The 14027-nt window shown below is 47.0% G+C and carries 17 protein-coding genes; 7 read left to right on the plus strand and 10 right to left on the minus strand.

The window, feature by feature from the left end; genetic code table 11:
• Positions 1 to 144 precede the first annotated feature (144 nt).
• A complete protein-coding gene (locus ACM64D_RS12620) occupies positions 145 to 513 on the plus strand; it encodes a cupin domain-containing protein (protein ID WP_415063619.1) in 369 nt (122 codons plus the stop codon).
• A 78-nt stretch (positions 514 to 591) separates the two neighbouring features.
• On the opposite strand, the gene ACM64D_RS12625 is transcribed toward ACM64D_RS12620, so the two are convergent.
• From ACM64D_RS12625 to ACM64D_RS12645, 5 genes are all read right to left on the minus strand, one after another.
• Positions 592 to 801 (minus strand): hypothetical protein, encoded by a 210-nt coding sequence (locus ACM64D_RS12625; protein WP_415063579.1) that lies wholly within the window; start codon positions 799 to 801, stop codon positions 592 to 594.
• Positions 802 to 888: 87 nt separating this feature from the next.
• Positions 889 to 2346 (minus strand): sensor histidine kinase, encoded by a 1458-nt coding sequence (locus ACM64D_RS12630; protein WP_415063580.1) that lies wholly within the window; start codon positions 2344 to 2346, stop codon positions 889 to 891.
• Positions 2324 to 3010 (minus strand): response regulator transcription factor, encoded by a 687-nt coding sequence (locus ACM64D_RS12635; RefSeq protein ID WP_415063581.1) that lies wholly within the window; start codon positions 3008 to 3010, stop codon positions 2324 to 2326. Before ACM64D_RS12635 ends, ACM64D_RS12630 begins: the two co-directional genes overlap by 23 nt.
• The gene (locus tag ACM64D_RS12640; RefSeq protein ID WP_415063582.1) at positions 2991 to 5108 is read right to left on the minus strand and encodes an LTA synthase family protein; all 2118 of its coding nucleotides are present in this window, start codon (positions 5106 to 5108) and stop codon (positions 2991 to 2993) included. Before ACM64D_RS12640 ends, ACM64D_RS12635 begins: the two co-directional genes overlap by 20 nt.
• Positions 5109 to 5164: 56 nt before the next feature.
• On the minus strand, positions 5165 to 5554 hold the full coding sequence (locus ACM64D_RS12645) for a hypothetical protein (protein WP_415063583.1): 390 nt from the start codon (positions 5552 to 5554) through the stop codon (positions 5165 to 5167).
• An 89-nt stretch (positions 5555 to 5643) separates the two neighbouring features.
• On the opposite strand from ACM64D_RS12645, the gene ACM64D_RS12650 reads away from it, so the two are divergent.
• The 5 genes from ACM64D_RS12650 to pdxH all read left to right on the plus strand — a co-directional run bounded on the left by ACM64D_RS12650 (position 5644) and on the right by pdxH (position 9475).
• Positions 5644 to 5883 carry a twin-arginine translocase TatA/TatE family subunit gene (locus ACM64D_RS12650; protein WP_415063584.1) on the plus strand — a complete coding sequence of 80 codons (240 nt, stop codon included), beginning with the start codon at positions 5644 to 5646 and terminating at the stop codon, positions 5881 to 5883.
• Positions 5880 to 6929: a selenide, water dikinase SelD gene (gene selD / locus ACM64D_RS12655; RefSeq protein WP_415063585.1), complete on the plus strand. Its 1050-nt coding sequence runs from the start codon at positions 5880 to 5882 to the stop codon at positions 6927 to 6929. Before ACM64D_RS12650 ends, selD begins: the two co-directional genes overlap by 4 nt.
• Entirely contained in the window at positions 6922 to 8070 is a 1149-nt protein-coding gene (mnmH, locus tag ACM64D_RS12660; RefSeq protein ID WP_415063586.1) for a tRNA 2-selenouridine(34) synthase MnmH, read from the plus strand. Before selD ends, mnmH begins: the two co-directional genes overlap by 8 nt.
• 125 nt (positions 8071 to 8195) lie before the next feature.
• Entirely contained in the window at positions 8196 to 8888 is a 693-nt protein-coding gene (locus tag ACM64D_RS12665) for an FKBP-type peptidyl-prolyl cis-trans isomerase (protein ID WP_415063587.1), read from the plus strand.
• Positions 8888 to 9475, plus strand: coding sequence for a pyridoxamine 5'-phosphate oxidase (gene pdxH, locus ACM64D_RS12670; protein ID WP_415063588.1), 588 nt, complete (start codon positions 8888 to 8890; stop codon positions 9473 to 9475). The genes ACM64D_RS12665 and pdxH overlap by 1 nt, the downstream gene beginning before the upstream one ends.
• A gap of 47 nt (positions 9476 to 9522) precedes the next feature.
• On the opposite strand, the gene ACM64D_RS12675 is transcribed toward pdxH, so the two are convergent.
• From ACM64D_RS12675 to ACM64D_RS12690, 4 genes are all read right to left on the minus strand, one after another.
• Positions 9523 to 10089, minus strand: a complete 567-nt coding sequence (locus ACM64D_RS12675) for a GNAT family N-acetyltransferase (protein ID WP_415063589.1) — start codon at positions 10087 to 10089, stop codon at positions 9523 to 9525.
• A complete protein-coding gene (locus tag ACM64D_RS12680; protein WP_415063590.1) occupies positions 10061 to 10369 on the minus strand; it encodes a hypothetical protein in 309 nt (102 codons plus the stop codon). Before ACM64D_RS12680 ends, ACM64D_RS12675 begins: the two co-directional genes overlap by 29 nt.
• Before the next feature lie 121 nt (positions 10370 to 10490).
• Positions 10491 to 10880: a Co2+/Mg2+ efflux protein ApaG gene (gene apaG, locus ACM64D_RS12685; RefSeq protein WP_415063591.1), complete on the minus strand. Its 390-nt coding sequence runs from the start codon at positions 10878 to 10880 to the stop codon at positions 10491 to 10493.
• A gap of 82 nt (positions 10881 to 10962) precedes the next feature.
• Positions 10963 to 11994 carry an endonuclease/exonuclease/phosphatase family protein gene (locus tag ACM64D_RS12690; protein WP_415063592.1) on the minus strand — a complete coding sequence of 344 codons (1032 nt, stop codon included), beginning with the start codon at positions 11992 to 11994 and terminating at the stop codon, positions 10963 to 10965.
• 55 nt (positions 11995 to 12049) lie between these two features.
• Between ACM64D_RS12690 and ACM64D_RS12695 the strand changes: the two genes are divergently transcribed.
• Positions 12050 to 13600 carry a M17 family metallopeptidase gene (locus tag ACM64D_RS12695; protein ID WP_415063593.1) on the plus strand — a complete coding sequence of 517 codons (1551 nt, stop codon included), beginning with the start codon at positions 12050 to 12052 and terminating at the stop codon, positions 13598 to 13600.
• 50 nt (positions 13601 to 13650) lie between these two features.
• Here ACM64D_RS12695 and ACM64D_RS12700 read toward each other — a convergent pair whose 3' ends face one another.
• Complete coding sequence (locus ACM64D_RS12700) at positions 13651 to 13989, minus strand: carboxymuconolactone decarboxylase family protein (RefSeq protein ID WP_415063594.1); 339 nt, start codon at positions 13987 to 13989, stop codon at positions 13651 to 13653.
• Positions 13990 to 14027 lie beyond the last annotated feature (38 nt).

Genomic DNA, 14027 nt, shown 5'->3' on the forward strand with positions numbered 1-14027 from the left:
AGTTAAAATACACACGTTTCCTCCTTGGCGCTGAAGTGTTTTCAACGGAAAGTGAAAGCCATTCCGATGAAAGCAGGAGGCACCATGGAAGTGAGCCGTCAAAAAAGCAGCGAACCGAAAAACAAACAACAGATTGCCGTTGCCATCGATCAGGTGGAACTACGCAACTTCGCCCGGGCCGAGGAAGTGAGAACTTTTCCCTATGGGAAGTTGGAGCTTCTAAAAATGGGCGGTATCGTAATAGGACGGGCAACGTTGGAGCCGGGCTGGCGCTGGTCCACGTCGGTCCAGCCGTTGGCCAAAACCACAAGCTGTGAAGCAGCACACTTTCAATATCATGTGTCGGGAAGGCTGATGGTTCATATGGACAATGGCAAAGAATATGAATGCCGTCCTGGAGATATTTCTCTTATACCGCAGGGACACGATGCTTGGGTGATTGGCAATGAACCTGTTGTGATCGTGGACTTTCAGGGAATGATGGACTACGCGAAAGAAAGTTCTCATCACTAAAAGACCCCAACAAAAAAAGGGAACCGCGAACGGTTCCCTTTTAAGAAAAGTGAAGCATCACTCTCCGCAAAGCGGGGATTAGTGACCTGCAGGAGCAGCAGCTTCTTCTTTTTTGTCTTCTTTTTTAGCGTGCTTTTTCTTAGCAGCTTTTTTCTCAGCTTTAACTTCAGCTTTTACTTCTGCAGTTGCAGGAGCAGCAGGAGCTGTAGTTGCAGTGTGAGCAGGTTCGTTAGCTTGAGCAACAACACCAGCGAAAACAAGAGTCATCAAAACAGAAGCGATTTTCATAGTAACCTCCTAATGGTTCTTAGTTAGCTTCGTTAATGGAACGAACTCAGATTAGCAGAGGAGGTTAAAACTCTGATTAAAAGCAGATTAAATGTTTTTAATTTCGAAGGTAAATCGCGCGCCGTGTCCTGAGTGGTTCTGCGCACTTAGCTTGGCATTATGAAGAACAGCTATTTTTTGAGCAATCGCCAAGCCCAGACCAAAGCCTTTGACTCGTGTTTCCATATTAGAACCGCGAGAGAATCGATCAAAAATAAAGGGCAGTTGATCTTCGGGAATTCCCGGGCCGTTGTCTTCAACGATAAGTTCACTGACCTCTTGTTTCCAGTTCAAGGTGACCGTGACCACTTCCTTGTTCGGAGAATATTTAATCGCATTCTCAATCACATTGATTATCAGATTTTGCAAAAGGTCGTTGTCTCCACGGACCAGCTTGCGATCTTCGGACGTTTCGTTATTAATATCGAATTTCAGTTTGATCTCTTTGGAGAGTGCCAATTTCTCACACCGAGCAATCACTTCGAAAATCATTTCGTCCAAAGCGATCTCTTGCATATTCAGGGCTCCGATGCCCGCATCGACACGAGATAAAAGAAGCATCTCTTGCACAATGCCCGAAAGGTTGTCCACTTCCTGAAGGGCACTTTTAATAAACTGATCGACGTCTCGCTTTTCAGACTTCTTTAAAAGTTCCAACTCGCCACGCATGATGGTCAGCGGGGTCAACAGTTGATGAGACGCATCCGCGACGAAACGTTCCTGACTATGAAACGCCTGTTGAATCCGGTCGAGCATTTCATTCAGAGTCAACGCCAGCTTTTTGATCTCGTCATTGGCGTGAGGAATCGGAACGCGCTGAGAAAGTTCACTGGCTTTGATTTCTTTGGCGATATTGATCATGTTATTCACGGGATTCAAAGCCCGCGCCGACAAGAAGAGTCCGCCCAAGGTCGCTATCAGCAGAACCACGGGAATCCCGATTTGCAGCAAGGTCAAACGCTGACTGATTTGTGTTTCTAACAACGTCATCGGAACGGCAATTTGCAAAAGCAGCTGCGGTTTGGCGGCGTTATCCAGAGGAAAAGAAATCAGGCGATACGAGTCGGCTTCCGCCGAGGGGATATTGCGAATGTGTTCAATGGTTCGATACGTGGCCTCTTCTCCGGCCCAGATCCGTTCAAAGTCTTTTTTATAAGGCGGATTGAACTCTCCAAAGTTTCCCACGCGGGCCAAGACAGCGCCCGAACTATGGCGAACCTGAATCAACGCGGTCCCCAGAGGGAAGGGCAGAATTTTCCCATGATCTAATCGCAGCGGAGGAAAACTCAGGTCCCCTTTGACGCCGATCTCGATGCCTTCCGAAACGTCGACGGAATAGTTAAAGAGGGCGTCGTCGAAATCCTGCTGAAGAGTATCGATCATCATCTTATAGAGGAACATATTAAAGAAGATGGTTGTGGCCCCGAAAATCAAGACAAAGATCAGCGAAAGGCGAAGTCGAATGCTGAAACTTGAAAAGAAGTTATAGATTTTCTTTAAGAACATAACCTGTGCCTACCACAGTGTGGAGCAGCCTTTTTGCAAAAGGGGCGTCAATTTTTTTGCGAAGCAAATTGATATAAACATCAATGACGTTGCTTTCAGAGTCAAAATGAATGTCCCACACATGCTCCGCGATCGAGACGCGTCCCAGGGGTCTTTCTGGGTTTCTCATGAAGTATTCTAGCAGAGCAAACTCTTTGGTCGTTAAAGAAATTTCTTGCCCGGCCCGACGGGCTTTACGTTGGATTAGATCAAGCTCCAAGTCGGCGTATTTGAGAATATTCGAATTCACCCCGTTGGATGCCGGAGTCTTTCGGCGAAGCAAAGCGCGAACCCGGGCATGCAGTTCATCGAAGGAGTAGGGCTTCGTCAAATAATCGTCAGCACCAGCGTCAAGTCCATGAACTTTGTCCTTGGTTGTTGAAAGAGCCGTCAGCATCAGGATCGGGCCCTCGTAGCCATCGCGACGGATATGTCGAGCCGTATCGATGCCGCTTTGATCCGGCAGCATCACGTCCAAGATCACAAGATCATAGTCCCCTTGAGCCATATAGGACTCTGCCGTGGCTCCACACTCGGCAATATCCACGGCATAACCGACCTCATTAAGGCCTTGCTTAAGAAAATTCGCCATTTTGACTTGATCTTCAACGACCAGAATCCGCATTTTGCAAAGATCCTTTCTTGTCCTTTTTCTCTTTCATAAAATAGTAATCCAAGACTCCCATCAAGGATTTATATTTCACGGACAAAGATTTTTTATGATCCGTATTTTCACCGGGAATCAGGCGATCATAAGTCCCTTCCCAGTTCAGTGCGGTGTCCTCAGAGGCGGAGCCTGCGGCCAAAATGCCGCCACTGCGATCGACAATAAAATTAGAAGCATTCACCGCAAAGTCACCGGAAGTCGAAAACAGATCCCGTCCCAAAGAGTAGTATTCTTGATTTGAAAGGGCTTTATTATACAGAGTGGGTGCAATATCAGCTTGGGAGCCAAAACTTTCTGTGTCCATTTTTTGACGGATTGCTGCTGGTAAATAAATGTAAAATGGCACAGAGCCTTTTTGCAGAAGCTCTTGTTCAGTGAAGTTGACGATCCAGAAGGTGTGATCCCCGGTGACCGCAATAATCACTTTGTCTTTTAGGGAAGAGTTTTTCACTTTGGTCAAAAACTCGGCCAGTTTGTCGGTCGAGTAGCGATAAGTTGCAAAACGTTTTTGTGCTAGCTCGGCATCGACAATCAAACGCGCCTTAAGTTCGTCAGGCACTTGCAAGGTCGGAGTTTTGTAAGTGGTGGGGAGCTGATAAGGGGGATGGTTGGCCGTGGTCATCGCCAAGACAAATTGGGGTTCTTTGGACTCTGATAAAGTCTTAAAGAGGTAATCAAAAAGATCTTCGTCGTAAACACCCCAGTCGTGTTTTTCTTTAAGTCCTCCCAAGCCGTCACTCATTTCGCTTTCGCCTTCAACAGTATCGAAATCTTGCATCAGGGCGAACTTGTTCACTTCTCTCCAGCCGGGATTTCCGCCGTATAAAAAGCGGGCTTTGTAGCCGGCCTTTTTGAAAGTGCGCGCGGGGCTTGAGCGGAAGGGAACTTGCAGATAATCGCTTTCCGTTAGAAACTCGCTGATCGGTCTTTGGGGAGCTCCGATCATCAGACAACTGAGGCTGCCGATAGTGGCGTTGGTGCTGGAAAGAAAATGTGTCAAGAAAGTGTCTTCTTGGAGGTGTTTTTTGAAATCTCCAAGAAGGTCGAAATTTTCGTGCTGATAGTGAAACCAATAAGCCCCTAAGGACTCCATCGTTAAAAGGATGACATGGGGGCGTGTTTTTTCGGCCCATTCATTCTTAGGAGTTCGGTGGCGAAGCAACTCCAGGGGATCCTCAGGAACTTTTTCCACGGGAATTTGATAGTAGTCGGCAAATGCTTGGCGATAGTTTTCGCCATAGCCGTAGTGCCGAAGGTTGCTATCCCATTTGGAGGTTTGCAGTGATTTCAGTTCAATCGCTCTGGCGAAGGCGCGGGTTCCGTTGAAACAAAGATGGTTGACGAAGATGCTCTTAGAAATTCCCGTGTCCATTTCACTTAAAGGGAAAAGGGCTAAAGAGCCTCGGGCCCCCACGCCGTTTAAAACAAACAAGACAAAAAAGAACAGGAGAAAAACGGGATAAGAAACTTTTTGTGCCCGCAAAGGGAGCCACTCGCGCCCTTGGGTGAAGTTGATTTTTAAGCCCTTCCACAAACTGTAAGTGAAAGCGCCCAGTCCCACAAAGATCCATACGATGGGATAATTTCTCCAGATGGTTTTAATCAAGGCCATCGTGTCATCTGTGAAGAAACCAAAAATCAGGACATTGATGCGATCTTGATAGAAACTATAAAAGCCGAAATCCACCGCCGAAATAAATGTCACGATCAAAAGCATGACGGTGTAGTAGGGGATGAGAAAACGTGTGAATCGGGAAAAAATCTTATCAAGGAAGGGCTCAAGCAGTTTTGCGACGGCGAGCACGCTGAGGAACAATAAAATTAAAAACGGAATGGAGTTAATATAAAATAATACCGTGCCATCAAAGCGAGCTCCCAGGAAAAAAGCTTTAGGGACGTCACTTTGAACTTGCGTAAGTTCTTGAGTTTTTCCGTAAGTCAGAAGAAAGGCGGCTCTCCATAGAAAACCGATAAAAAGAAAAACCGCATTCACGATCAAGATGCGTTTAAGGTACAGCCAAGATTGATTCAGCCAGCGAGCGCGCGAAGTTTCCATGTAGGGCCAGAAAATCTCACTTCCTTAGCCCTTTCGCAAGAGAATCCATCAGGAAATCACTCGGGCGCTTCGCCCAAACCCCAGGATTTTCCGGGATCAGCCCCACCTGGAGCGGCGGCTTTTTCGACTTTCTTTATGCGTTTATCCCCATCGATGGTCACGCTGACGGCGGAGCCTTTGGGTTTTCGGCTGTCTTCGAGGATTTTTAGAAGTTTGCCATAGTGCTCCACAGAGCGATTTAAAGAGTAGGCGCCTTTTTGCTTGTCCCCCTCAAAAAAGACTTCCACGCCGTCACTTTCTTCTCGGACAACTTTCACTTTTGCGGTGAAGCTTTTATTAGACTCTTTTTCGGGTTCCGCCTCTTGTTCATAGAGGTTGGTATTGATTTTACCTGTTTGGGCCTGCGCATCACCCATTAGGAAGAGTGTCATGATGAGACTCAGCATTGTCCCCCCTTTTTGATATAATGCCTGGCCTTCTATTGCCATGCAATAGGGCTTATAGTAGGGTCTTGGGCTTGTAACGAGGAGATCTTATGAATCTTGGCTGGACTGAAATACTTTTGATTGGCGGTATTGCATTACTTCTATTTGGACCTAGCAAGCTTCCCAATTTGGGACGTTCGTTGGGGGAGTCGATCCGTGGCTTTAAAAAAGCTTTGAACGAAGATCCCACTCCAGAGCGCGAGACCAATAAGCAGATTTCGCAAAATGCGGAAAAGCCGCTGAATCAGACTCAGACTCAAGAAGAAAAAGACACTCATAAACAATCATGAGTTCTGAAAAAATCGCACTGACTCAGACTGTTCAAAAAGGAGGCTGCGCTGCCAAAGTGGCGGCCTCGGAATTGCGCCGAATTTTACAGCAAGTAAAGTTCCCGGCGGCCCATCCCGCCTTGATGGTGGACGGGGGGCTTTTTGATGATGCTGCGATTTACAAAGTGAACGAGGAGATCGCCCTTGTTCAAACCCTCGACTTTTTTACCCCGATCGTTGATACGCCGAAACTTTTTGGTGAAATCGCTGCGGCCAATGCGTTGAGCGATGTCTATGCGATGGGAGGAAAACCCAAAACAGCTCTGGGAATTTTAGCCTTCCCTCTGGCGACAATGCCTGAATCCGTTATTGTCGACGTCATGCAAGGGGCCTGTGATAAGGTGGCGGAAGCCGATGCGAATTTCGTTGGCGGGCACTCCATTGATGACGACACCTTGAAATTCGGACTTTCCGTGACGGGTTTTGTGCATCCTCAGAAGGTGTGGTCCAATGCCGGCGCTCAAGTCGGCGATCATTTGATTCTGACCAAACCCTTGGGGACGGGCACGATGACGGCCGCCTTAAAAAGGCAAGAGGCCCAAGAGGAAGACATCATGGAGGCTCTGCTGAGCATGGCCACCGTGAATAATGCTGTTGATTATATGACCCCGATCTTAAAGGATCAGGTTCATGCGGCGACGGATATCACCGGTTTTGGTTTTTCTGGTCACGCGATGCAGTTGGCGAAGGCCAGTGGAATCAGTCTTAAAGTGCACTCTGAAAAGTTGCCTCGTTTTTCCAAGGCATTTTCTTGTTTGGAAAAATCCTATCTGACGAAGGCCCATCGCACCAACGCTCAGTACACAGAGCAGGACATCGATGTGGCCAAGCTGGATGCTCTTTATAAACTTCTTATTCATGACCCCCAAACCAGCGGGGGCTTGCTTCTTTCTGTGTCTTCCAATGTGAGCCAGGATATGGTTCAGGCCTTGCGCGCCAAGTTTAAATCTGCTGAGATCATTGGAGAGGTTTTGCCTCTTCAAGACAAAGCGGTGATTTTTGAGTAATGCCAATATTCCAGTAACTGAACTAAAAAATCTGTTTCTTCAGGATACGCCATTCATCGATGTGCGGGCGCCGGTCGAGTTTGCTCAAGGCAGTTTGCCAGGGGCCGTGAACCTTCCAATTTTAAATGATGAAGAGCGGGCTTTGATCGGGACGACCTACAAGCAGTCCGGGCAAGATGCGGCCGTTCGTTTGGGTTATCAGTTGATCTCAGGGGCCGTCAAAGAGGAGCGGGTTCAGAGGTGGCAAAGTTTTATCTCGGCCCATCCGCAGACGGTGCTTTATTGTTTTCGCGGGGGAAAACGTTCGCAAATCACCCAACAATGGCTGAAGGACATCGGCGTTGAAAGACCGCTGATTGTGGGGGGCTACAAAGCCACTCGGCAGTTCTTGATGAATGAGATTGAGGCCTTTGCGAAGAAGAAGTCTCTGTTGGTGGTCTCGGGGCCGACGGGGAGCGGGAAGACGGATCTGTTGAAGGAGGCCGCGGCCTTCTATCCGTCCATCGACTTAGAGGGGTTGGCCCATCATCGGGGGTCTGCTTTTGGCTCTTTGGATAGTGCTCAACCCTCGCAGATTGATTTTGAGAACCGTTTGGCCGTGACCCTTATCAAGGTTGAGGACAAAAATGACCTCCAACTTCGCCCAATCGTTGAAGATGAAAGTCGATTGATCGGTCGTGTGACTCAGCCCATGATTTTTTTTGAACGACTTCGTACTTCCGAGGTGCTGTGGATTGATGAGCCTTTAGAGGTTCGGGTCGAGAATATCTTTAAGGATTATATCGAAAATACCGACTTGGGGATGGCCCATTCGCAGACGGCTCGCTGTGCCGAAGAGCTTCAGATTCTGCGCAGTCAGGCGCTGCGGGTCTTTGAGAAGTATAAAAAATCTTTAATGTCGATTCATAGAAAGCTGGGCGGCTTAAGGACTCAAGAGATCATGGCGGATCTTGAAACTTCAGAGCACAATTTTCTGAACAGCAATGAAGTCTTGAGCAATAAGGTGTGGATTGAAAAGCTTTTGAATTATTACTATGACCCTCTTTATCTGGGCTCGTTGGAACGGCGCCAGGTGAGTGTTTGCTTTAAAGGCACTAAGAAACAGGCTTTGGAGTACCTTCAGGAAGCTGTTTCCAGGTAACCCCTTTGGGTCGCCTTGTTAGAAAGAAGTCTATTTTCCCTCTGCGTTATCTATTTGAAAATCCAATAAATCGTCGCAAGATAAGTCGTTCGTATTATTAAACAAACTCATTTAGAGGAGACAGCATGAATAAGTTAGTTCTTGGTGGTCTTGTTGTTGCGGCGATGGCCTTCACAACAGCATGCCAAAAGAAAGTGAAGCTCGATACAGATATGAAAAAAGCGAGCTATGCAATCGGTCAACAAATCGGTGGCAACTTGAAACAACAAAACATCGATTTCGATGCGGATGCTTTGGCAATGGCATTGAAAGATGCAGCTGCGGGTAAAAACGAAATGTCTAAAGAAGACATGCAAGCAGCGATGATGAAACTTCAAGAAATGGCGATGAAGAAACAACAAGAAACTGCTGACTCAAATGCAAAAGCAGGTAAAGACTTCTTGGAGAAAAATAAATCTGCAGCCGGAGTTAAAACAACAGCTTCTGGTCTTCAGTACATCGTTGAAAAAGAAGGAACTGGCGCGACTCCTCATAAAGAAGATGTTGTAAAAGTTCACTACAAAGGAACTTTGACTAATGGTGAGCAGTTCGACTCTTCTTATGACAGAGGACAACCTGCTGAATTCCCAGTGGGCGGCGTGATCCCTGGTTGGACAGAAGCTCTTCAGTTGATGAAAGTGGGCGGTAAAGCAAAACTTTTCATTCCACCTGAATTGGCATACGGTCCTTCTGGTCGTCCTGGTATCCCACCAAACTCAGTTCTTGTTTTCGAAGTTGAGTTGATGGATATCGTGAAGCAAGACAAAAAGAAGAAGTAATGATCGACTTTAACAAAGACCCTTTTGAGCAATTTGATCGTCTTTTAAAAGAGGCGACAGAAAAGCAAATCCCAGAGGCCAACGCGATGTCGGTGGCCACTGTGGACGAAAAGGGTGTGCCCTCCGTGCGAGTTTGCTATCTCAAGGAAGTCTCGCAGGGGGGCTTTGTTTTTTATGGCAACTACAACAGTCATAAGGGACAAAGTATCGAACAAAACTCAAACGTCTGTTTGAATTTCTATTGGCCCGCCATCTGGCAACAAGTTCGTATCACGGGAAAAGCAGAAAAGATCAGTGCCGCTGAAAGCGATGCCTATTTTGCCACGCGCCCGCGCTTGAGCCAAATCGGAGCCTGGGCTTCGCATCAAAGCGAAGTCATTCCTGATATCGATTGGCTTTCTCGTCGCGTGCAAGAGTACGAAAAACAATTCGACGGACAATCAGTTCCACGTCCTCCCCATTGGGGCGGCTGGCGCGTCATCCCTCAAGAAATCGAATTCTGGTTCGGCCTCACCGGCCGCCTGCACCACCGCTACATTTTCCAGCGCGAAAACACCACCTGGAAAACCTTCATGCGCAGCCCCTAAAAAAAGGTGCCTGGTGACTTATTCTGTCTATGGCGCGTCGGGGGAGTTTAGAGCTCTTCTTTGGTGATGGCGAAAAGCAGGACGTCGACCCACTTTTTATTTACGAACAAGCGGCGTTTGCTCAAGCTCTCTTTTCTGAGGCCGATGGCTTTGGCTGTTTTAATAGATCTTTTGTTGGCAGGGGAGATGCCAGCTTCGAGGCGGTGAAGTTTGAGGTCTTTAAATGCGATCGACATCGCAGCTTTGCAGGCTTCTTGGGCGTAACCTTGCCCCCAGTAGATGTTGAAAATGCGGTAACCCAGGTAGGCGTTTTGAAAAATTCCGCGGGAAACATCCATCAGTCGTACGGTTCCTACTAAAACCCCGTCGTCCTTGCGAAAGATGCCGAAATCATAATTGTGATCTTGCTGGCTCTGCTTGTTTTGCAATTTAAGAAGTTCTTTGAATTTCTTTTTCGTCAGTTCGCTATCGACCCAGTTGGTTTCATCCCACTCGTTTTGAGCGGGCTTCAGGCAAGAATAAGCTTGCACCCAATTTTCGTAGTCTGTGAGTTCAAGAGGGCGCAGGACAAGACGTTTGGTGTTCTTAAAGAGCGGCAGATTTGTAGATTTCATTGTGAATCAGTCTAAGAGGAATGCGCTCGAGGTTGCAATGATAATACGTGAGATTGTGTGAACTTCTCACGAAGGCGGTGTGATCTTTATGAGCGATCAGTTTTACGGTGATTTTGACTTCCGTATCTTTAGGGAGTGCGACGAGCTTCGGAGTGACATAGTTGGTTTTTTTGCCATCAATCCAGATTTCAGCGCCCTCTTGTTCGGAAACGACCATGCAGAGGCACATTTCATTTTTTTGTATGCCTAAAAGTTCACGAAGATTTTTGAACCAAGTCATAAAGCCTCCTCCAAGTCGGAGAAGGGTTTAGCACAGCTTTCTTGGGGTTTTCTAGCGAATTGATAAAAAACTAGACCACAGAGGCCAATCTTAAATTAACTTAAAAAAACCCATTCATCGCCTAGTGAAGCGCCTGGGGAGAGATCAAATAGAACTCTGGGATTTCGACGCTAAAGCTTTCGCCACTTTCGGCGACAAAGTGGTAGCGCCCTTGCATGCTTCCGGTCGAGGCATTGAGGGGGCAGGCGCTGTCATATTCAAAAGTTTGTCCAGGTTGGATTTTCGGTTGTATTCCGACAACTCCAGGGCCGCGAACTTCTTCTTTGTGTCCACGAGAATCCGTGATGACCCAGTGACGACTCATAAGTTGAGCGGGGGAGGTTCCTATATTTTTAATGGCAACTTTGTAAGCGAAGAAGTGGTAGTTCTGCTCAGGGCGCGACTCTGAGGGGATGTACACCACTTTCACAGTGATTTGAAAATCAGGATTTTGAGTTTTTTGCATTGCCATAGTGTCATTAAGAATAAGTTCGTCTTAAAAAAAGGTCAACGGGGGAGGAGGTGGGTTTTTTGCAATTGGCTAAGTGATAGATTTATTTCAGTTTCAAGTTCTCAATTTCGAACACGACAGGATAGTGATCCGAAGGAAGATTTAATTTTGCATCCATATTTCGGGGGATGTCATGTGGCATACCAAATTCATCTTTGTAGCGATGCACATGGGCAGATCTCTCTTTCAAAAGGGACGCTGTTGATGGAGACAAAAAGGCGTAATCAATCTGCCGCCCATCCGCCTTTCCGCCATTGCGAACCTGATAGAAAGTAGCGCGTTCTGGAGCGGGTAGATTGCTGATTTCGAGAACATCTTTAAGATTTGTCAGGGAGTAAAGATCTTTAAACTCCTCATCCGTGTTAATAAGACTCGCGTTGCCGTTGAAGTCCCCCGCGACAATCAAGGGCAAGTCGGGGTGAACAGTTTCAAGCTCCTTATGGATCTCAAGAAGGGTTCTAAGTTCAGCCTGCCGTCTTTCAAACCCATTGGGATCAATCCGTTCGGGGTCAAGGCGTGATTTCAAGTGCGCCAGTAAAATGATGAGGGAGGGCTTTTCCTTGTCTTGAGTGAATAGTCTGAGTTCAGCGACATCGCGAGAAAATTTATGGCTGCTGGTAAGCTTGCCTCCCTTGACGGGGTAACCATGCAGAAGGCTTTGTCGTTCGTGTGGATAGAGGTAGTTGATGGGTCGATTCTTGTTGGATTGAAGATCAAAGTAAAAGGGAACTCCTTTGCGAATCAAAAAACCAACGTCGATATTTCGTTCTGAGTTTCCCTCAATCAAACAAGGTGAATAGGCATCATCCATAAAGAGAAGGTTGAAGTTTTTAAGCGACTCAAAACCGCCGACTTCGCAGAGCATAATGATATCCGCGTCGATCTCTTTAAGAGTTTTGGCGATGTCATGGCACTTCTTTAAAGACTTATTCTCATATACGGACGTGGAAAGACGTTGCCACTGAGCTTCCTTCAGATCCAGGATTTCTTTGCCAGGCGTCCCATCGAACATCAAAAAGAGATTCTCTGCATTGAGTAAGCAAAATTTTAGATTTGTGGTCTTTGTCCACGTCATATTATGATTTTACGGAATTTATCACCCCAATCACAAACTAAAAGTGAGGAATAAAGTGGCGAAAAGAACGGCAGCGACGAAAAGTGCAGGAAAAAGCTCAGGAAAGCTTCAATTTCACTCATGGATTGAGACTTTTAATCTTGGCAAAGAACTTAAAGTAAAGAATGAGCTGACGGGTTTTGTCTATTTGCTGGGGGTTGACGACGCGAATAAGTTCACATCCGTTATCGAAGAACACGCATTGGAATGGCAAGAAAGCTCTTTGAAGGTGAATGATAAGGATTTGGTTTATTTTATCGGACAGCAGGGGCCTGTTTGGATTTTGCGTTCCCGCAAAAAGAACTCTTCAGGGCATGGGGGGCTTATTGATGAGGCGAGCTACACTTGGGCTCGCGATCAATTTGGTTCTTTAGTCAGTCACTTTAAAGCGCATCAACTCAAGTCGGTGCAAATTGAACTTCACGGAACCGAAGAAAATCAAGATCTGGGAGTTTTAGTCGGACTCGATATTGCCTCATACAATTTCCGCCAATTTATTGACGGCAAGCAACTATTGGATCTGCCCCAGGTCAGTTTGAAAAAATCTTTAGGTGGACTTGAAAAATCCCTTGTGAAAGAAGCCATGATCCGCGCGCGAGCCGTGAACGTGGCTCGTCACTTGGTGAATCTTCCTCCGAATGAACTTCATCCAAAATCTTTTGCTGAGATCGCGACTAAAAAATTATCACTCCCTAAGACGATCAAGGCATCGATTTGGGATGCAAAAAAACTGATTCAAGAAAATATGGGTCTTCATGCAGCTGTCGGGCAGGGAGCTGAAAACGGACCTTGCATGGTTCACTTGAAATACCGCCCTGCGAAGAAATCAAAATTAAAACCCGTTGCTTTTGTTGGTAAAGGCATCACTTTTGACACCGGCGGATTGGATATCAAACCCTCTTCGGCCATGCGCTTGATGAAAAAAGACATGGGTGGTGCGGCCAGTGTTATGGGGTTGGCTCTATGGGCGGCGGAAAGTAATTATCCGGGTCCTTTGGATTTCTATTTGGCTTTGGCTGAAAACTCTGTGGACGGAAAATCGTTCCGTCCCAGTGATGTGATCACCGCGCGCAACGGTCTGCGTGTTGAAATCGACAATACCGATGCGGAAGGTCGCCTGGTTTTGGCCGATGTTTTGGATGTGGCTTGCACTCAAAAAGGCACCGACGAGCCTGAATATGTGATTGACGTGGCCACTTTAACGGGAGCGATCAAGGTCGGTCTTGGTGCCGAGATCGCAGGTCTTTTTGCGAACGACGATGAGCTGGCGTCAGAGTTGACTCTAGCTGGACAGCGCTCAGGGGACTTGAACTGGAGAATGCCATTGTTTGATAAGTACTTCGGCGAAATGTCCTCTCCGTTTGCGGATTTCAAAAACTCCGGCGGTGGTTTCGGTGGAGCCATCACGGCAGCTTTGTTCTTGCAAAAATTCGTGCGCGGAAAAAAATGGGCTCACTTGGACGTTTACGCTTGGACCGACAAAGCTCAAGGCGCGCTGCTTGCCAGCGGCGGCAACGGCCAACCCGTACAATGTCTGATCGAGTTCCTCACAAAACGAAGCTCGTAGGCACCGGCTTTCGATCGTGTTGATTTGGGGTGCTTCAAAGTGCCCCAAGTTTAGACTGAGATGTTTGTATAGGCATCCAGAGTTCTTGCTGAAAAAATCAACGTCGTTCCAGCGTTGATGGCTACAGCGATTCCCAAGGCCTCTAAGACTTCTTCTTGGGTGGCCCCATGTTTTTTCGCCGCTTCGACATGCACAGCGATACAACCATCACAGCGAGTGGTGACGGAAACGGCTAGAGCAATCAGTTCTCGAGTTTTTGCATCTAATGTGGGCTCTGCGATTTTTGCATTTGAGATAGTGCTATAGCCTCGCACGATATCTGGATTTATTTTCGCAATTTGACTGATACGGTTTTTTACTTCCTTAAGATATTCGGTCCACTCGAGCATGAACGGCTCCCTTTGCGAATTTCTGAAAAATTTTTGGC

Source organism: Bdellovibrio sp., from assembly GCF_047637665.1.
Taxonomy (GTDB): Bacteria; Bdellovibrionota; Bdellovibrionia; order Bdellovibrionales; family Bdellovibrionaceae; genus Bdellovibrio.